The following is an 18,950-nucleotide window of genomic DNA, read 5'->3' as shown; positions in this document are numbered from 1 at the left end:
GCACTATAGATGCCGAACCGCTAACCGCAGGAATCCGTTATGCGCTTTACGATAATAACGACTAAACCGGGCCAACAGCCGCCGCAGACCCATTGTGACTTCTTTCCGCCCGGCGGCACCATTGGTCGCGGCGTGGACAACAATCTGGTCCTGCCAGATGACGACCGAACACTCTCCCGACTGCAGGCGATTGTGCATATCACCGCCAGCGGTGAATGCCGCCTGACCAACCGTGGCAATGTGACGCGGGTGCTGCTCAACGATATTCCGCTTGAGCGTGGCCGTCAGGTCGAGCTGCAGGATGGGGACATTCTGGGTATTGATGATTATCAGCTGCGGGTCAGTGACCTCAACAGTGCGCAGCCGCCGCAGACGGAGAGGACGGCTCCGCGCCCTGAGCCGGTGCGCCCTGCGTCGGTAGTGCCTGAGCCGCCGGTGGAAAAAACCGCGACGGCGGCCATTCCCAGCGAAATCTGGGACAGCCTGGCGAAAGAGTTTTCCATCTCGGACGATCTTTCTAAGCGCAAAGCCGCGCCGGAACTGCCGGAGGCACATCCGCTGACCGCGCCTGCCGCGCCGGAACGTAACCCGGAAGATCCGCTTTCCCAGCTGGCTAATGACGCGCCGCTCGATTTTGGTCAGCAGCCTAAAAACAGCAGCCTGTTTGATGAAGGCGATGCGCTGTTCGCCCGGGAAAGCATTTTTGACGACAGAACGCCAAGCACGCTCTCTGCTCAGCCGAAGACGGCGGCACCTCAGGCTGAAAAGCCCGCCGCTGAACTGGACCCGCTGAGCCTGTTTGAGGGTGAAAGCAGCACAGATGCGCGCAACCATGACGATCCGCTGGGACTGATGATGGGCAACGCGGTGCCGCTGGCACAGCCGGAGTCGCAGACCGCGAAACCGGCCACCCTGCATGTGCCCCCGGAAGCCCCGGCCAGCGTGAAACCGGCGACCGGACGTCCGCCGGAAGCGGTGCCTGCCACGCCGGAGGCGCAGGATTTTTCGATGCTGTTCAGTGACGCACCACCACCTCAGCAGGCAGCAGATAGCCAGCCTCACCCTGAAGCGCCGGGGCAGACGCCCCTGATCGAAGATGAAGACGCCGCTCAGCCCGACGCGGTCACGCCGCAAAATGAGTATGGCGGGATTACGCTGCCCACGCCGCAGGCCGTACAGCGCGCTCCTTCACCGACGCCAAAAGGGCGGCTGCGTATCGATCCGGTCGCCTCGGGATATCAGCCTGCCGCCACGGAACAGCCGTCGACCGCCGGCCAGAACAGCGGCGACGCCCTGAAGGGGGAACTGCTGGATGCGCTGCTGGAAGGGATGGGTCTGCGTGACCTGCAGCCGACGCCCCAGTTTGACCGGGAACAGATGCTGCAGTTTGGTCAGATGCTCAGCATGTTCTCGCAGGGGACGGTCGCGCTGCTCTCATCGCGTTCGATCCTCAAGCGCGGCGTCAAAGCTGACATGACGGTGATCCTCGACGACGCCAATAACCCGTTCAAGCTGCTGCCGTCAGGCAAGACCGTCCTGATGCAGATGTTCGGCAGCCGGATGCCGGGCTTTATGCCACCGCGTCAGGCCGTGCGCGACGCGCTGATCGACCTGCAGGCCCACCAGCTGGGGATGATCGCCGGGATCCGCGCCATCATCGCCTCCATGCTGCAATCCTTTAATCCGGAACAGCTGGAGGAGGAGGCGCGTCAGGCGGGATCGGTGTCACGTATCGGTCTGCCGGGCAGCCGCAAAGCCGCCCTGTGGGAACATTTTGTTGAGCGTTACGGCGAGACGGCGGGCGAAATCGAGGACGATTTTCACACCCTGTTTGGCGAAGCGTTCCTGCACGCCTATGACCTGGAAGTCAATCAGTACAAAGACTCACAAACCCACACGGATGACGCATGAATATCACTATTGCCTCGACGTCGAATCAGGGCGATCGCGCCAGTAACCAGGACCAGATCGGTGATGTGATCGGCAGGCGCTCCGCCTGCTTTGTCGTGTGTGATGGCGTGGCGGGATTTCCCGGCGGCGAGATTGCCGCGTCGATCGCCCGCAGCAGCCTGCTGGAGGCCTTTGATGGCAATGCACATCTTGATGCGCAGTCGATTCGCCGCTATGTCAATCACGCCAACCACGCCATTCGTCAGCAGCAGAAAGTCAGCAGTGAACACAGCCGGATGGGTACCACGATGGTCAGCCTGTTTATCGACCGGGACTACCATCTGGCCTGCTGGGCCCACGCCGGGGACAGCCGCCTCTATCTGTTCCGGCGCGGTTATCTCTATCTGGTCACCACCGATCACAGTCTGGTGCAGCAGATGAAGGATGCCGGACACCGTACCGAAGGGATCAACAGCAATCTGCTCTATTTTGCGCTGGGGATGGGTGATGAGCAGCGCGACGCCAGCTACAGCGACGTGGTGGAGATTGAAGATGGCGATGCCTTTCTGCTCTGCACCGACGGTTTCTGGCACGGCGTGTCGCTGGAGCAGATGCAGCAGTCGCTGCACATGGTGAATACGCCGGAAGAGTGGCTGACGCTGATGCAGCAGATCATTAAAAACGACCAGCCGGATGCCGGACAGCAGGATAACTTCAGTGCGCTGGCCGTCTGGATTGGGTCACCTCAGGACACCACTTTGCTGCACTCGCTCTCTGAAGCGGCGCAGTTCTTCCCTCTGCGAGATTGAGAACGCCAACATGAAATATGGATTACTGGGTCTGGCAGCGCTGCTGCTCAGCACGCACGCTTATGCTGAAAACTATCGCATCGTCCAGTCCCCGGCACAGAAACTGGATGTCTGGATCGATAACGTAAAAAACAATCAGCTGTCGAGCTGGTGTAACAGCACAATCTCTCTGCGGATCGTCACGCTGGGTGAAAAAGACCCGGCGGTGCTGAAAACCTTCCTGCCGCGCGTTGCCGGATTGATGGCGTCCCAGTGTAAACCGCTGCAACAGCTGCACTGGCAGCTCACCGACGCGCAGGGCAGTGAAATCGCGACCGGCAGCGCCGCCAGAGCGCAGCAGTGGAAAACCGTGGTTACGCCGCCTGCGACACCGCCTGCGACACCGTCTGCCACGGCCGCCGCCGTGCCTGCCGATCCGCTGGTCAACGCCGCGCAGGCCGACACCTCACCGTGGCTGCAGTTCAGTCTGCTCGATGGCTGCCATTTCCGTACCTGGTGGCAGCACCCGGCTCAGGGTAGCGCGCTGTTTGTTCCGGCAAAGCAGGGACTGGTCTGCGGGTCGGATGGCTGGCTCAGCGGACACAGCAGCCTGACGCAGCAGGGTAACGGCGCGACGGCGCAGGTGGGTGTGACCTTCCTGCAGGGCTTCCCGGTCATGGGCCTGAGCAATCAGTCGGCGACCACCGAACTGCACATCACCACGGTTAACAGCGAGCGCATGGTGCTGAGCAACGAAAAATCACCGGACAGCTGGCTGATACTGCCGTTCAGCAACCGGTTTAACGGCTGGCAGGCCAGCCCGCAGGTCGTCGTACAGATGCCGGTCAGCGAAGCTGCGGATGAGAGCGCGGTCGCGGCACGTCTGCAGGAGGTGCGCAAAGTCTGGTCGCCGTGGATCAGCGGCAATGCGGCGCTGAGCGTGAAGCTGGTGGAAAAGCTGCATCCTGAACTGAAAGATCCGGCCGCTGCGGCCTATCGCACCCTCAACTGACGCAAAAGGAGTTTGCATGGAAACCTTACAGCATCGTCTGGCCAATGCCTCGCTGAGCGAAGCGCTGGCTGATGTTACCCGCCAGATCCAGGCCTCTCCGGCCAGCGCTGACCTGCGGGCCGCGTTTGTGCAGCTGCTCTGCCTGGCAGGCAACTGGTCGCGGGCGCAGACCCAGCTGCAATCCTGGCTGGCGTTAAGCCCGCAGGCGCAGCCGACGGTGAATCTTTTGCAGCAGGCGATTGCCGGTGAGCTGCAGCGCGACGCCGTACTGCGTGGCGAGGCGCAGCCGGTGTTGCCCGGCAGTGCCTGGCACTGGTGCGACACGCTGCTGGCCGCCCTGCAGGCGGAGGCAGAGGGCGATGCCGCACGCGGCTCTGCACTGCGTGCCGAAGCACTCGAACTCGCTGCCGCGAATCCCGGCAGCGCCACTCAGCAGGATCAGCCTTCGGCCTTCAGCTGGCTGATGGATGGCGACAGCCGCTTCGGGCCGGTGTGTGAAGTCATCAATCAGGGCCGTTACTACTGGATCCCGTTCGCAGCGATCCGTGAAATGCAGTTTCAGGCGCCCGCCAGCGTCACCGATCTGGTGTGGCGTCATACGCGGGTGCAGCTGATTGATGGCAGTGAGCAGGTGTGCCAGATCCTGGCGCGCTATCCGCTGCTGGCGGGGGCGGAAGAACGTTTTCTGCGTGCCGGTGCCACCGAATGGCAGCCGCTGGGTGACGATCCGGATCAGTTCATCGGTCAGGGGCAGAAAATGTGGCTCACCGACAGCGCAGAGTTTTCGCTGCTGAGTCTGCAGCAGGTCCTGTTTGATAACGTTGAGAGTGCTGATGAGTCATGATTCAGGCGGGCAGAATGACGGCTATGCCCAGCTGCATGGCGGCTTTCGTGCGCGCAAAAAGCGCGATGCGTTAACGTCCCGCGACAAACTGCAATCCTCGCTGCTGGATCGTCTCACGGACAACGCGCCGGAGAAGCAGCAGGAGGCGGAGAACAGCATGCTGATTACGCACAGCACGCTGCGCCGCCACGTTCTGCGCGATCTGCAGTGGCTGTTTAATACCATCAATAACGAAGCGCAGCAGGATCTCAGCGGCTTTGATCAGGTGCAGCGCTCGGTCTGGAATTTCGGCGTGGCACCCCTGGCCGGACAGAATGTCTCCGATATCGAGTGGCAGGATATCCAGCGCAAAATGACCAACGCCATTCTCCACTTCGAACCGCGCATTCTGCCGCAGGGCCTGCAGGTGCGCTGCGTGAGCGATCTCAGTTCGCTCAGCCTGCACAACGTGCTGTCGATTGAAATCAAAGGGCGGCTCTGGTGTGTGCCTTATCCGCTGGCGTTTCTGTTCCGCACCCAGGTTGATCTGGAGAGCGGCCATTTCGAACTTCAGGATGCAGGGTAATCATGGACAGCAATCTGCTCGACTACTACAACCGCGAACTGGCCTATCTGCGTGAGATGGGGGCGGAGTTTGCGGCGCGCTATCCCAAAGTGGCGGGACGTCTGGGCATGCGCGGCATCGATGTGGCGGACCCCTACGTTGAACGGCTGATGGAGGGATTCGCCTTTCTGACCTCCCGCGTGCAGCTGAAGATGGATGCGGAGTTTCCGCGCTTCTCGCAGCGTCTGCTGGAGATGATTGCGCCTTCCTATCTGTCGCCGACGCCGTCGATGGCGATCGCCCAGCTGACCCCGGACAGCCGGAAAGGGGACATCACGCAGGGATTCCATGTGCCGCGTGGCACCATGATGGAAAGCCAGAACCTGAAAAAAACCGGCGTCACCTGCAGCTATAGCACCGCCCAGGATGTGATGCTGCATCCGCTGCGCATCAGCGAAGTCACGCTTGGCGGGGTGCCCGGCGATCTGCCCACGGGGGAGCTGAAACTCAGCGGCCTGGGGGCAGCCAGTGCACTGCGCATCCGCATCAGCTGTGAGGGGATCTCCTCGCTGAGTCAGCTGAACGTGGATGACCTGATGCTGTTTCTCAGCGGCCCGGATATTCAGGCCCTGAAACTGCTTGAGCTGCTGATGGCGCACCGGGTGGGCATCGTGCTGCAGTCCGTTGAAAAACACCCTCAGCGTCAGGTGCTTTCAGATGATGCCCTGCAGCAGGAAGGGTTCGCGCCGGAGCAGGCGCTGCTGCCGGACGATCTGCGCAACTTCGACGGCTATCGTCTGTTGCAGGAATATTTCGCGTTCCCGGCGCGCTTCCAGTTTATCAGCCTGAACCAGCTCGCGCCGTTTCTGCGCCGCTGCGACAGCGCCCAGGCCTTCGACATCATCATTCTGCTCGACAAGGCGGATAGCGCGCTGGAGAGCGTGGTCGATCACAGCCACCTGGCGCTGCACTGCACCCCGGTCATCAACCTGTTCCCGAAAACGGCAGAGCGCCTGAAGGTCAGCGACAGTCAGCACGAATATCACCTGGTGGTGGATAACATCCGGCCGCTGGATTATGAAGTACATTCGGTGCAGCGCCTGTTCGCCACTATTGAGGGTAAGCGTGAAGAGCAGGTTTTCCGCCCCTTCTGGAGCACCTTCAGTGGCGATCAGGGCGACTATGGCGCCTACTTCTCGCTGCGTCGCGAGCAGCGCACCCTGTCTGAACAGGCGCAGCGCTATGGCACCCGCACCGGCTACATCGGTTCTGAACTCTTTCTCTCGCTGGTGGATGAGCATCACGCGCCGTGGCGCGATGAGATGCGCTATCTCTCCGCCGAAGTGATGTGTACCAGCCGCGATCTGCCGCTGATGCTGCAGCAGGATCAGGGCAACTTCGTCATGCCGGACTCCATTCCGGTGGCGGAGCTGAAACTGTGCAAAGGCCCGACGCCGCCGCGCCCGGCCCTGGCCGAGGGGCTTTCTGCATGGCGGCTGATCAGCCATCTGCAGATGAACTACCTCAGTCTGATGGACAGCAGCGACGGAGAGGGCGCGGCGGCGCTGCGTCAGCTATTAAGTCTCTACGCCAACCTGGCGGAAGCACCGGTTGCCCGCCAGATTGACGGCATCCGCCACTGCACGCTCAGCGCCGTTAACCGCCGCGTGCCGGAGCCAGGCCCGGTGGTGTTTGCGCGCGGTGTCAGTATCACGCTGGAGGTGGATGAGCAGGCGTTTTCGGGTGCCAGCCCGTGGCTGCTCGGCAGCGTACTGGAGCGGGTCTGCAGCCGCCTTGTGGCGCTGAACAGCTTCACCGAGTTCACCCTCAACAGCCAGCAGCGCGGCGAAGTCGGCTACTGGCCGCCGCGCATGGGCCGGAAGGCGCTGATATGAGTGGCGAAAAAGTCATTACGCTGCCAAGACTGACCCGCCTGCCGGACGATTTCTGGCAGAAGGTGATGGCCGCGCCGTGGCGCTACGATCTGTTCCAGCTGCTGCGGCGGCTGGATGCGCAGGGCGGACAGCGTTATCCGCTGGGCCGTGCGCCGCTGCCGAAGTTTGAAGCGGTGCGCATCGGGCAGACGCCGTCACTGGCGTTTGCTCCCTCTACCGTCGCCAGCGCCGCGCCGCGGGAGGAGACGGGACGCCACGATCTCGCGATTTACAGCTTTGGTCTGTTTGGCCCCAATGGTCCGCTGCCAACCCATCTGACCGAATATGTGCACGAACGGATTGTGCATCATCAGGATCACAGCCTGTCGGCATTTGCTGACCTGTTTCATCATCGCGCCACGCTGCTGTTCTATCGCGCCTGGGCGGATGCGCAGCCGACGGTCTCACTGGATCGCCCCGACGACAGTCGCTTTCTGAACTATCTTGCCTGCCTCGCTGGCATCGGGTTACCGGCCCAGCAGCAGGCCAGCTCACTCAGCCTGCATGCGCGGCTGATGCTGGTGGGTCATCTCAGCCGTCACGGTCACGACGCCGAGGGGCTGGTGCGCATTCTGCAGCACTATTTCGGCGTGCCGGTCAGGCTGACGCAGAACCTGCCGCACTGGCTTACGCTGGACAGCCGCGATCAGGCCCGGTTGGGTGCGGGACGCCATATGCCCCGGCTGGGTGCCTCCGCTTTTCTCGGCGTGGCGGTACGCGACGTGCAGCACCGTTTCCGCCTCCATCTGGGGCCGCTCAGCGCCGCGCAGTATGCCCATTTCCTGCCCGATGCCCCCGGCGCGCGCGAAGTGCGCGACTGGGTACGTCACTACCTCGGCATCGAAATGCAGTGGGATCTCAGTCTGATCCTCGCTGCAGATGAGGTCGGGGGCGTGGCACTGGGTGGCGGTGCCCGGCTTGGTTATACCAGCTGGCTGGGGCAGATGCCGCAGCCGCAGGATCGCGAAGATTTTATATTTGAGGTTGAGGCTGCCTCGCGCTAGCCCAGCCGCTTTCCCTGTTACACAGCCTGCGTCTTTCATTGAAGAGAGTCCCCTATGTCAGAAATCAGCCGTGCCGTCCTGTTCGGCAAACTGGATACGCTGTTATTTACCTCGCTGGAAAGCGCCACCGCCTTTTGCAAACTGCGCGGCAATCCCTATGTTGAACTGGTGCACTGGCTGCATCAGCTGATGCAGCAGCAGGATGGCGACTTACAGCAGGTCATCACACATTTTTCACTGGATGAAAAGGCCCTGACTCAGGACATCGTCGCTGCGCTGGATCGCCTGCCGCGCGGCGCCAGTGCGGTCTCCGACCTCTCTGAGCATATCGACAGCGCCGTTGAGCGGGCGTGGGTTTACGCCTCACTGAAATATGGCGCAACCCGCATTCGCGGCGGTCATCTGCTCATCGGCATCCTCAAAACCTTTAACCTCGCCAGCGTGCTGAAAGGCATTTCCGGTCAGTTTGCCCGGATTAACGCCGATGCCCTGCTGGTGGAGTTCGACACGCTGCTCGGCAACAGCAAAGAAGCGCAGCAGGCGCTGAGCGCACCGCAGGATGTCGCAGGCACACCGCCAGCCGCCAGCGGCAGCACGCTGGCGCAGTACGGCCAGGACCTGACGGCGCGCGCCCGTGCGGGAAGCATCGATCCGGTGACCGGGCGTGATGAGGAGATCCGACAGATGGTCGATATCCTGATGCGTCGCCGCCAGAACAACCCGCTGCTGACCGGCGAAGCGGGCGTCGGCAAAACGGCGGTGGTCGAGGGCCTTGCCCTGCGTATCGCGGCGGGCGATGTGCCTGCGCCGATGCGCGACGTGCAGCTCTGGCTGCTGGATATCGGTCTGCTGCAGGCCGGTGCCGGGATGAAAGGGGAGTTTGAGGCGCGCCTGCAGGCATTGATCAACGAGGTGCAGTCCAGCCCGACGCCGATTGTGCTGTTTGTGGATGAGATCCACACCCTGGTCGGCGCGGGGGGGCAGCAGGGCACCGGCGACGCCGCCAACCTGCTGAAACCGGCGCTGGCGCGTGGCCAGCTGCGAACCATCGGCGCGACCACCTGGGCGGAATATAAAAAGTATATCGAGAAAGATCCGGCGCTGACCCGACGCTTCCAGACCGTGCAGGTGCAGGAGCCGGATGAGGCCAGAGCGATTCTGATGCTGCGCAGCACCGTCAGCGCACTGGAGAAGCATCACCGGGTGCTGCTGCTGGATGATGCAGTCAGCGCAGCGGTGAAACTCTCGCATCGCTACATCCCGGCGCGCCAGCTGCCCGATAAAGCCGTGGCGCTACTGGATACGGCCTGTGCCCGCGTGGCGGTCAGTCAGGGCGCGCAGCCCGCGGCACTGGAGGATTGTCTGCACCGTCTGGCCGCGCTGGAGATTGAAGCGGAGATTGTGGAACGTGAAATCCGTGTCGGCCTCGGTGATGTGACCCGCCAGCAGGCGATTGCCGGAGAGCGTGCGGCGCTGGAAGCGGAACATGATGCGCTGCAACAGCGCTGGCTGCAGGAGCGCGAACTGGTCGAGACGCTGATTGCGCTGCGCGCCCGCTGTGCCACCGAAGAGGATGCGGCGCTGCGTGAACAGCGCGATGCCACACAGCAGCAGCTGACGGCGCTGCAGGGTGACACGCCGCTGCTCTTCGCCGCCGTTGATGCGGGCGTGGTCGCCGCCGTGGTCTCTGACTGGACCGGCATTCCGCTGGGCCGGATGGTGAAGAATGAGATCGACGCCGTACTCAATCTGGCGGACACCCTGAACCAGCGCGTTATCGGTCAGCGTCACGGTCTGGAGCTGATCGCGAAGCGGGTTCGCACCACGCGCGCGCGCCTCGACAACCCCAACAAACCGGCAGGCGTCTTTATGCTGTGCGGGCCGTCGGGCGTGGGTAAAACCGAGACCGCGCTGGCGCTGGCCGAGTCGCTGTATGGCGGCGAGCAGAACATCATCACCATCAATATGAGCGAGTTTCAGGAGGCGCACACCGTTTCAACGCTGAAAGGGGCCCCGCCGGGCTATGTGGGTTACGGCGAAGGTGGCGTGCTGACCGAAGCGGTGCGCCGTCGCCCCTACAGCGTGGTGCTGCTGGATGAGATTGAGAAAGCTCATCCCGATGTGCATGAGCTCTTCTTCCAGGTGTTCGACAAGGGCTGGATGGAGGATGGCGAAGGGCGTCACATCGACTTCCGCAACACCATCATCATTCTGACCTCGAATGTCGGCACGCAGCTTATCAGCGCGATGTGTGCCGATCCGGAACTGATGCCCGATCCCGACGCCCTCAGCGCTGCCCTGCGTAAGCCGCTGCTGGAGGTGTTCCCGCCTGCGCTGCTGGGTCGTCTGCTGGTGGTGCCGTACTACCCGCTCAGCGATGACATGCTGGCGGAGATTGTGCGACTGCAGCTGGCGCGCATTGTGCGTCGTCTCGCCGACAATCACGGCATTGAGGCGGAGATCGACGAGTCGGTGGTGAATCAGATCGTGCAGCGCTGCACCGAAGTGGAGTCGGGCGGACGCATGGTCGACGCCATCCTCACCAACACGCTGTTACCGCAGATGAGCCAGATACTGCTCAGCGCCCACGCCCGCGATGAACGCTATCGCCGCGTTGCCGTGCGCTGTGAGCAGGGCGAATTTGTCTGCCAGTTCGCTGTTTAAAGCCTAGTCATCAGAGAGTTTTCGAATATGTCGGAACATGATCAACCCCTGAATGTCCCCAACGCCCTGCCGCTGGGTTACCGCTTCAATGAATTTGAGATTAAAGAGGTCATCGGCGGTGGCGGCTTTGGCATCGTCTATCGCGCCTGGGACCACCAGCTGGAACGCGATATCGCCATCAAAGAGTTCATGCCCGCCTCGCTGGCGGTGCGCAGCGATGATCTCAACCTGGTGCTGCGCAGTGAGCGTTTCAGCAAAACCTTTCACGCCGGACTGAACAGTTTTATCCAGGAGGCGCGGCTGCTGGCGCGCTTTAACCATCCGAACCTGCTGCACGTGCTGCGGTTCTGGGTGCAGAACGACACCGCCTATATGGGCACGGTGTTCTACAGCGGCACCACGCTCTCGACCTTCCGTGAACGTCAGCCGCAGTCGGTGAATGAAACCTGGATCCGCCGCCTGCTGCCACCGCTGCTGGGGGCGATTAAAACCATCCATGAAGCGGGCTATCTGCACCGTGACATCTCGCTGGATAACATCCAGATCCAGAGCAGCGGTGAGCCGATCCTGCTGGACTTCGGGTCAGCGCGTAAAACCATCGGCAACCTCTCCGATGAGAGCGAGACGATGCTGCGCCCCGGTTATGCGCCGATTGAGCAGTACAGCGACAACGATGAGAGCGAGCAGGGCGCATGGACCGATATCTACGCGCTGGGCGCGGTGCTGCACACGCTGATCACAGGCGCGCCGCCGCCGGTGAGCGTGGTGCGCAGTATCGAAGATAACTACCAGCCGCTGGTGCAGCGTCGTCTGGCGGGGTACTCCTCTGCGCTGCTCAGCGCTGTCGATCGTGCGCTGGCGCTGAAACCGGAAGATCGTCCGCAGAGCATTGATGACTTTGCGGCGCTGATGGCGCTGCCGGAACGTGAACCGGAGCCGCTGCTCAGCGCAAAAATGAGCGGGCCGGGCACCATGCTGGTGCCGATCGAAGAAGAGGAGGCGGTCAGCCCCGACTCGCGGCTGAAAATGCTGCTGGGCCACCGCTTTGCCCTGCCGGGCCTGGTGGCCGCGGGCGTGCTGGTCGGGCTGTGCGCCGGTCTGCTGATGTCGCGTGGTGATGAACAGACGGCCCCGGCGGAGACCGCGCAAAACAGCGCACCTGCTGTCACCGTCGCGCCGGTTAATCAGCCGGTGGCTGCGCCACCGACGCAGGCTGAGACCCCGCCGGATAGCGTTGCCAGCACCCCGGCTCAGAGTGCTGAGCCTGCGCAGACCGCCGCACGTGAACCCGATCCTCAACCGGCACCGCCACCTGCGCCGGTGGCTCAGGTCTACATTCGCCTGCAGCAGGGCGAACGGGTTCAGGTGAACGGTCAGCCGCAGGCGCTGGTACCTGCGGTCAATGGCTTTGCCACACTGCAGCTGGCGCCGGGCAACTACACCTTTGCCATCAGTGGCCAGAGCGGCACCCGCCAGCAGACGCTGAACGTCAGCGAAGAAGGCGTCTGGTTGCTTGATCCACACAGTTAATAGTCAGGGATTACTTATGTTCTCACGCATTACTGCACAGCTGCCGGCGGACGGCCTGCTGTTCCACACGCTGAAGGGTACCGAGGCGCTGTCGCACCCGTTTGTGCTCACCGCTGAGCTGCTCTCCACCGACGCGCGCATCGACCGCCACGCCCTGCTGGGCCAGCCGGTGACGTTCACGCTGCCCACCGACGGCCTGATGAGCGCGCTGAGCCCGCGCTACCTCAACGGTAAAATCACCCGGGTGGCGGTGCGCAGCCAGGAGCTGAACGGCACGCGCTACGCGTGCTATGAGCTGACGGTGGAGCCGGACCTGTGGCCGATGAAGCGGGACCGCAACCTGCGCATCTTCCAGAGCCAGACGGTGCCGCAGATAGTGCAGACGCTGCTGAAGGAGTACGGCGTGAGCGTCGAGACGCGGCTGGCGGGCAGCTACCGGGTGTGGGAGTACTGCGTGCAGTATCAGGAGAGCAGCCAGGACTTCATCAGCCGCCTGATGGAGCTGGAGGGGATGTACTACTTCTTCCGCCACGAGGCGGACAGGCACACGCTGGTGCTGTGCGACGCGCCGGACCAGCACCAGGCGTTTCCGGGCTACGGGACCATCGCCTATCACGTCACGCCGTCGGGGGGCGTGGTGACGGAGGAGGGCATCAGCCAGTGGTCGCTGTCGGAGAGCGTGACGCCGGGGATGTACAGCACCGACGACTACGACTTCCGCAAGCCGAACGCGTGGATGCTGCAGGCGCGGCAGAACCCGGCGTCGCCGGTGCCGGGCGCGGTGGACGTCTACGACTGGCCGGGACACTTTGTGGACCACAGCCACGGCGAGTCCTACGCGCGCATCCGCCAGGAGGTGTGGCAGGCGGAGCACCACCGCGTCAGCGGGTCGGGCACGGCCACCGGCATCGCGCCGGGGTACACCTTCTCGGTGCTCAACGCGCCGCACTTCAGCGACAACGGCGAATACCTGGTGACCTCGGCAACCTATGACTTCGCCGAGAACCCCTACGCCAGCGGCGACGGCGGGGAGAGCCGGCACAACATTGACTTCACGGTGCTGCCGTCGTCGGTGACGTGGCGCACGCCGCCGGAGACGCCGTGGCCGAAGACGCACGGCCCGCAGACGGCGAAGGTGGTGGGGCCGAAGGGGGAGTCCATCTGGACCGACCGCTACGGGCGGGTGAAGGTGAAGTTTCACTGGGACCGTCTGGCGAAGGGTGACGACACCAGCTCCTGCTGGGTGCGCGTCTCCAGTGCGTGGGCGGGCCAGGGGTTCGGCGGGGTGCAGATCCCGCGCGTGAACGACGAGGTGGTGGTGGACTTCATCAACGGCGACCCGGACCGTCCGCTGATCATCGGGCGGGTGTATAACGAGGCGAGCATGCCGCCGTGGGCGCTGCCGGCGGCGGCGACGCAGATGGGGTTCCTGAGCCGGTCAAAGGATGGCACGGCGGACACCGCGAACGCGCTGAGGTTTGAGGACAAGGCGGGTGAGGAGCAGGTGTGGCTGCATGCTGAAAAGAATATGGACACTGAGGTGGAAAATGATGAAACCCACAGTGTTGGCAGCAACCGGACCAAGACCATCGGCGGCAACGAAACGACCGAGGTGAAGAAAAACCGCACTGAAACGGTCGATCAGAATGAAACCATTACTGTTCATCAGAACCGTACTGAGACGGTGGATGGAAATGAAACCATCACCATACACAGTAATCGTACTGAAACGGTCGATCAGAACGAAAATGTGCGAATCGGGCAAAACCAGTCCGTTACGGTTAATGGCAATCAGACGCTTAAGGTCGATCAGGCCAAAACTGAAACAATCGCACTGGCTTCCATGCTTAATGTCGGACTGGCTCAGAATACGAATATCGGTGCAGCCTATGTGCTTAACGTCGGCGCTGGCTGGATGACTAATGTCGGCGCAATGCAGATGCACAATGTTGGCATGAAATATTCGCTGAATGCCGGGCGGGATATCGCACTTTCTGCCGGGACAAACGCCGAGTTCAGTGCTGAAGACAAAATCACCCTGGTATGTGGCGAATCGATGATCGTGCTTGAGCAGAATGGCACCATCACCATCAGCGCGAATAAGATCAAGCTGGTCGGTGAGAAGGTGATTGATATCGATGGTACACAGATAGACATCAACTGATTATGGAAAATTTTGTCAATTACAGCGCCTTTCCGGCGCTGCTATTTGAGTCGCTTGATCAGCATGACCATGGTTTTAATGTACTGATGGCTCGTGTCAGTTATGACCTGGATATTATCAGCGGCAGGCTGACCTTGTGTGAAGATCAGGGAGAACTGGTCGAGCAGGATCATTACTACGATGAGCCCGGCACCAGTAGTGTACGTTTTGAAAGTGACCTGGCACCTTACAAACCCAGACTGGATGTGGTGATCAATGGCAGTGCGTGGGCACCTGAAGATAAGCCTGCACGGCATTTTACTGCAGGCGCCCGCATTGGTGACTTCACCCGCCTTCTGAATGTTTATGGCCCGCGTGAGTGGCGAAAAATGGTCACCGGCTGGCAACTGACGGATGCCAGACCCGTAACGCGACTGGATTTACGTTATGAATTTGCTCAGGGGGGGTGTTACAGGCTGGAAGGCGGAGAGGAGCTAGCTTCATCTGCCAACAGTGTTGGTGTTGGCTGGCTCCCGGCAAAAGCACAAAAAGAACTGAAACTGCAGCGCATTCCTGCCCCCCAGTTTGAATTACTTCCACAGCCTGTAAAAAAAATCGATGATGAAAATCTGCCGGCCGGATTTGGTTTCTATGGTCGGGGCTGGCATCCGCGCATTGCATTTGCCGGGACTTACGATGAAACGTGGAAACAGCATCGACATCCGTTTCTGCCCGCAGATTTTAGTTTCGACTACTGGTGCGGTGCGCATCCCTGGATGCAATTTCCCTTACCTAAACCCATGACGCATATTCCTGTCACTCTAAAAAACCTGATATCGCATGAGGAAAAGAGCGGACAGCAGATCGATTTTTCTGTGCCGGTAGAAACATTATTTGCCTTTGTGACCACGCAGCAGGGCGCCGGAGTAGCATATGATTTGCAACTCGACACGCTGGTTATCGATTTACCTACTCGCCGGATTCACTGCAGTTATCGCGCAGTCTTCTCCGAGCAACTCGAACCCGCTATGACAGAGCTACGCTTTATCGCATCTGGTGAGCGTCAAATGATGATGAAACGCGCACAACAGCAACTTAACGATGGTGAGGCTGACAGTTTTATCCCGCTGCCACCTTCCATGCTGGCTCATATGAACGGGGAGCGACGCTATGGCGGATAACTATGCCGCACGCAAAGATGGCGTATATAAAGTCGTTGGATTAGCGCCCGATCTCTGTTTCACCCCCGGCATTCAGCCACCGGTACCTTATCCGGTAACGGCTACACTGGCACCGTCGAAAAGCACCGTAGATAGCGTGAAATTTAATGGTCATCCGGCATTTGTCTACAAAATCAGTTATGTGCCTACCACGATTGGTGATGCAGCAGGACGCAACAAAGGTGTAGTCAGTGGGACGGTTGAGGGAGACTGCTGGTCAATTGAACACAGCCCGGATACGTATATTGGTGGATTTCCTCTGAATCGCGTGCAGGATATGTTTGCCATGAATGGCAAAGCTCTTGGTGGACGCGGCGGGAATCTGACTAAGAAAGAGACATGGGAAAGGCGTAAAGCGCTGATTGAAAAGGGCAAGAAAAGCAAAGATCCTAAGGTAGTGCAGGCAGCTTTGCGGCTTGAGCAGAATAATACCGGTATGGAGAAGGCGAGGCTGGCTGACTACGTTTATGAGCCCCGCGATCCTACTAAGCCTATGCCTGACATCCCAGAAGGCTGGAAAGATATTAGTGATGATCCTAAGGCTTTGGCTAAATATAACCTTACGCCTAAATCATTAAAAATCGCGAAAGAACCCGGATTTCGGGCAAGGGTTTATGAACCAGATGAAGCGGTTTTTGGAAAAGATATGTCTGCATCCGTCGTATTCAGAGGAACGAGGATGACTGAAGCTGTTGACTGGAAAAACAATCTACAACAGGGCATAGGGGTAGAGTCCAAATATTACAAGCAGGCTGTAACAATAGGCACGTCTGTTCGACGATCTTCTGCTCCCATTGATATGACCGGGCACTCTCTGGGAGGTGGGATGGCTTCTTCGGCTTCACGTGCTAGTGGAAGAACAGGCTGGACATTCAATGCTGCAGGATTGAAATCGTCTACGGTTAAAAAATACAGTGGTGAGGCGCCACCTTCTGAAACAACAGAAAATATTTCAGCTTATCGTGTCAATGGTGAAGTTCTTACTATGATCCAGGAACCGGGGTTTTGGGCAGGAGCTGCTGTTGTTGGCGGGTTAGGATGGGCTGGATTTAAAAAGTTTGGCCCCTGGGGAGCGGTTGCAGGCAGTGCGCTAGGCATGGGATTGATAATGTCGCCTTCTGCGGTCGGTAAGAAGCATCCTATGGAGGGTGGTCAGGGAAGCGCAATTGATAAGCATGGGATGGATCAGGTAAAACACTGTATAGAACTGGAGAAAGATAATGATGAGAAATTATTATCTTTAATTTAAGGAGAAAAAATGATCAAATCTTTTTTTAGAAAAATAGTCCGTTATAGTGGGTTTGTGTTTTTAATATCGGTTTCAGGATGTCATGCAATGAGTAAATATCCGCCAGAGCAATTTTTCCACGGTACGCAGTTGAGTTTAGCCCAGGCTATCGTCAGTGAAAATATCGCCGAAGTGAAGAAGATAACCCCTGATACGTCGCTAAATAAACCCGGCGAGCAGGACATGACCTTGCTCTATTTTGCCTTGCAGCAAGCGCAGGATAGAAAAAGCCAACAATTAGAAATTATGAGTCAGCTTGTCAAAGCTGGCGCTGATCCGCTTCAGGATGTCCCTGATATGGGTAGTGTTGCAGAAGTCGTTGCCACTTCTCCGCATCCGGAGTTTATGAAGGCATTGATTGACGGTGGGATGAACGTCAATGTGAAAGTTCAGGGGCAACCCTTACTGCATGATGCCGCATCGGACGATACCATAAAAACGTTAGCATTGATGGTCGAGCGTGGTGCAGATGTGAACGCTACAGATTCGCTGGGGAAATCGACTGTAATGGCTGCACTGGATGGAATGCAGTTAGACACTGTCGAGTGGCTATTAAACCACGGAGCGAATCCCAATAGTGTTGAAACAAATACTGGCTGGTCTTTTATGCGTCAACTGGACGATGTGATCAAACGGAATAATGGAGAGAAAGGTGCTACGCAGGACAAGCTAATGGAAATACTTAAGCTTGCTAAGCAGAAAGGTGGGCGGGCTTAGTTCAGGCTTTGAAGATAAGTTTGTGGCGGGTTGTCATTAGCGAAGAGACAAGGATGTCTTTCTGTTTTTTAAAAAAAGGCTTAAATTTGATTTTTAACATCAATAGAGTTTTCTTTTAAAAAACCCGTTGAAATTTGAAGTGTTTCTCAATATCTTTACTGCTCTTTCTCTGGTAGGGGCTTATTTTTTGTTCAGTCAGGAGCTGGCGCTATAAAAAATTAATAGATAAAGGGCTATTGGCACATCTGATAGCATTAATTTAACTCGTTTTCGTCAGGCAGGGAATTAAATTAATCCTGCTGCCAGAATTGATAGATAATCTTTAGTATCTTGTCCGAAAAATAGATTTCTGTTTAAATCGGTTTTGGAGTCTGTAAAGATCTTTAATGTTTTAGACATTACCAGAGGTGCAGGTTGAATCATTTAAGAAGGATGATTTTTTTATTTTCTTTTTTAACTCTTCAGGCTTGTGATGATGTTAAAAAAATCCATCCGGAAGAACACTTCTCAGGAAGTCAGTTACAACTGGCGCAGGCAATTGAAGATGGTAATGTTAATGAGGTAGAGAAATTATCAACGCAGACTGATCTTAATAAGCCTGGCGAGAAGGGTTTGACGATTTTGTATTATGCCCTCAGTGAAGCTCAAAAAAAGGACATTAACAGACTCAATGTAATGAGTGCTTTAGTGAAGCATGGCGCCGATCCTGTTCAGGACGTTGCCGACATGGGATCTGTGGCAACTAATACAGCAGGATACGCAGACCCTGTGTTTTTTAAAGCCTTAATTAAAGGCGGGATGGATAAAAATGCGAGATTTGAAAGCACGCCGATAATTTTTTATGCAACCAATGAAAGATCCTTCCCGACTCTGAAATATCTTGTAGAGATTGGTACTGATGTCAATGCAAAAGATAGCTTAGGTCAAACGGCAATTTTTCAAGGTCTGTATGGTCAACAATATGATCAGGTTGAATACCTTCTCAATCATGGCGCAGATGCAAATATTACTGATGTTAATAATGTAACTTTCAATCAGCTCCTGGATAAAATTATTAGTAATACAAATAAAGATAATGTAAAAGCTATTGATAAGCTGAATGAGATAAAAGCGCTGGCACAAGGGAGCCGATAGGATTCAGACCAGGCTGAGTGGTATGGGGTAGTTGTATGCAATTCGCCAGGCAATATTGGTGTCAGCCTGTCCTGTACTGCTATGTTCAGACCATAAAAACAGAGTTCTTGTCATTATTCGGGATAAGTTCCTTGATTCTGCATCGGGTAGCCTTTGTGGCAAACTCTGGTTACTGCACTCTATTTCTCATCCCATCCCCGAAATGGTCAAATGCAGGCCGGGCTGATTTTTTCTGTTA

Annotated in this window: 14 protein-coding genes; all 14 read left to right on the top strand. The window is 58.3% G+C overall.

Going from position 1 to position 18,950, the window contains the following annotated elements; genetic code table 11:
- Positions 1 to 39: 39 nt before the first annotated feature.
- The 14 genes from tagH to F3I47_RS03060 all read left to right on the top strand — a co-directional run bounded on the left by tagH (position 40) and on the right by F3I47_RS03060 (position 18,712).
- Positions 40 to 1,911, top strand: a complete 1,872-nt coding sequence (tagH, locus tag F3I47_RS03125) for a type VI secretion system-associated FHA domain protein TagH (RefSeq protein WP_150029639.1) — start codon at positions 40 to 42, stop codon at positions 1,909 to 1,911.
- On the top strand, positions 1,908 to 2,699 hold the full coding sequence (locus tag F3I47_RS03120) for a PP2C family serine/threonine-protein phosphatase (RefSeq protein ID WP_009090744.1): 792 nt from the start codon (positions 1,908 to 1,910) through the stop codon (positions 2,697 to 2,699). Before tagH ends, F3I47_RS03120 begins: the two co-directional genes overlap by 4 nt.
- A 10-nt stretch (positions 2,700 to 2,709) precedes the next feature.
- Positions 2,710 to 3,690, top strand: coding sequence for a hypothetical protein (locus F3I47_RS03115; RefSeq protein WP_150029638.1), 981 nt, complete (start codon positions 2,710 to 2,712; stop codon positions 3,688 to 3,690).
- Between the two features lie 16 nt (positions 3,691 to 3,706).
- Positions 3,707 to 4,534 (top strand): type VI secretion system accessory protein TagJ, encoded by an 828-nt coding sequence (locus tag F3I47_RS03110; protein ID WP_150029637.1) that lies wholly within the window; start codon positions 3,707 to 3,709, stop codon positions 4,532 to 4,534.
- Entirely contained in the window at positions 4,524 to 5,099 is a 576-nt protein-coding gene (tssE, locus tag F3I47_RS03105; RefSeq protein WP_009090738.1) for a type VI secretion system baseplate subunit TssE, read from the top strand. The genes F3I47_RS03110 and tssE overlap by 11 nt, the downstream gene beginning before the upstream one ends.
- Positions 5,100 to 5,101: 2 nt before the next feature.
- Positions 5,102 to 6,973, top strand: coding sequence for a type VI secretion system baseplate subunit TssF (gene tssF / locus F3I47_RS03100; RefSeq protein ID WP_150029636.1), 1,872 nt, complete (start codon positions 5,102 to 5,104; stop codon positions 6,971 to 6,973).
- Positions 6,970 to 8,016, top strand: coding sequence for a type VI secretion system baseplate subunit TssG (gene tssG / locus F3I47_RS03095; RefSeq protein WP_150029635.1), 1,047 nt, complete (start codon positions 6,970 to 6,972; stop codon positions 8,014 to 8,016). The genes tssF and tssG overlap by 4 nt, the downstream gene beginning before the upstream one ends.
- Positions 8,017 to 8,070: 54 nt before the next feature.
- On the top strand, positions 8,071 to 10,680 hold the full coding sequence (tssH, locus tag F3I47_RS03090; RefSeq protein ID WP_150029634.1) for a type VI secretion system ATPase TssH: 2,610 nt from the start codon (positions 8,071 to 8,073) through the stop codon (positions 10,678 to 10,680).
- 27 nt (positions 10,681 to 10,707) lie between these two features.
- Entirely contained in the window at positions 10,708 to 12,210 is a 1,503-nt protein-coding gene (locus F3I47_RS03085; protein WP_150029633.1) for a serine/threonine-protein kinase, read from the top strand.
- Positions 12,211 to 12,226: 16 nt separating this feature from the next.
- Positions 12,227 to 14,374, top strand: a complete 2,148-nt coding sequence (locus F3I47_RS03080; RefSeq protein ID WP_150042054.1) for a type VI secretion system Vgr family protein — start codon at positions 12,227 to 12,229, stop codon at positions 14,372 to 14,374.
- A 2-nt stretch (positions 14,375 to 14,376) separates the two neighbouring features.
- The gene (locus tag F3I47_RS03075; RefSeq protein ID WP_150030479.1) at positions 14,377 to 15,534 is read left to right on the top strand and encodes a DUF2169 domain-containing protein; all 1,158 of its coding nucleotides are present in this window, start codon (positions 14,377 to 14,379) and stop codon (positions 15,532 to 15,534) included.
- The gene (locus F3I47_RS03070) at positions 15,524 to 16,822 is read left to right on the top strand and encodes a DUF4150 domain-containing protein (RefSeq protein WP_111209027.1); all 1,299 of its coding nucleotides are present in this window, start codon (positions 15,524 to 15,526) and stop codon (positions 16,820 to 16,822) included. Before F3I47_RS03075 ends, F3I47_RS03070 begins: the two co-directional genes overlap by 11 nt.
- Positions 16,823 to 16,909: 87 nt before the next feature.
- A complete protein-coding gene (locus tag F3I47_RS03065; RefSeq protein ID WP_369974612.1) occupies positions 16,910 to 17,578 on the top strand; it encodes an ankyrin repeat domain-containing protein in 669 nt (222 codons plus the stop codon).
- Positions 17,579 to 17,992: 414 nt separating this feature from the next.
- Entirely contained in the window at positions 17,993 to 18,712 is a 720-nt protein-coding gene (locus F3I47_RS03060) for an ankyrin repeat domain-containing protein (protein ID WP_223812792.1), read from the top strand.
- The last annotated feature ends 238 nt before the right edge of the window (positions 18,713 to 18,950 follow it).

The sequence above is a fragment of the Pantoea sp. M_10 genome, from assembly GCF_008631515.1.
Lineage (GTDB): Bacteria > Pseudomonadota > Gammaproteobacteria > Enterobacterales > Enterobacteriaceae > Pantoea > Pantoea anthophila.
Note: the sequence above shows the minus strand (reverse complement) of the source record. Positions and strands in the feature narration are given on the sequence as shown.

Coding starts and splice junctions, on each gene's coding strand:
- tagH (WP_150029639.1), top strand. CDS start 40: ATGCGCTTTACGATAATAACGACTAAACCGGGCCAACAGCCGCCGCAG.
- F3I47_RS03120 (WP_009090744.1), top strand. CDS start 1,908: ATGAATATCACTATTGCCTCGACGTCGAATCAGGGCGATCGCGCCAGT.
- F3I47_RS03115 (WP_150029638.1), top strand. CDS start 2,710: ATGAAATATGGATTACTGGGTCTGGCAGCGCTGCTGCTCAGCACGCAC.
- F3I47_RS03110 (WP_150029637.1), top strand. CDS start 3,707: ATGGAAACCTTACAGCATCGTCTGGCCAATGCCTCGCTGAGCGAAGCG.
- tssE (WP_009090738.1), top strand. CDS start 4,524: ATGAGTCATGATTCAGGCGGGCAGAATGACGGCTATGCCCAGCTGCAT.
- tssF (WP_150029636.1), top strand. CDS start 5,102: ATGGACAGCAATCTGCTCGACTACTACAACCGCGAACTGGCCTATCTG.
- tssG (WP_150029635.1), top strand. CDS start 6,970: ATGAGTGGCGAAAAAGTCATTACGCTGCCAAGACTGACCCGCCTGCCG.
- tssH (WP_150029634.1), top strand. CDS start 8,071: ATGTCAGAAATCAGCCGTGCCGTCCTGTTCGGCAAACTGGATACGCTG.
- F3I47_RS03085 (WP_150029633.1), top strand. CDS start 10,708: ATGTCGGAACATGATCAACCCCTGAATGTCCCCAACGCCCTGCCGCTG.
- F3I47_RS03080 (WP_150042054.1), top strand. CDS start 12,227: ATGTTCTCACGCATTACTGCACAGCTGCCGGCGGACGGCCTGCTGTTC.
- F3I47_RS03075 (WP_150030479.1), top strand. CDS start 14,377: ATGGAAAATTTTGTCAATTACAGCGCCTTTCCGGCGCTGCTATTTGAG.
- F3I47_RS03070 (WP_111209027.1), top strand. CDS start 15,524: ATGGCGGATAACTATGCCGCACGCAAAGATGGCGTATATAAAGTCGTT.
- F3I47_RS03065 (WP_369974612.1), top strand. CDS start 16,910: ATGAGTAAATATCCGCCAGAGCAATTTTTCCACGGTACGCAGTTGAGT.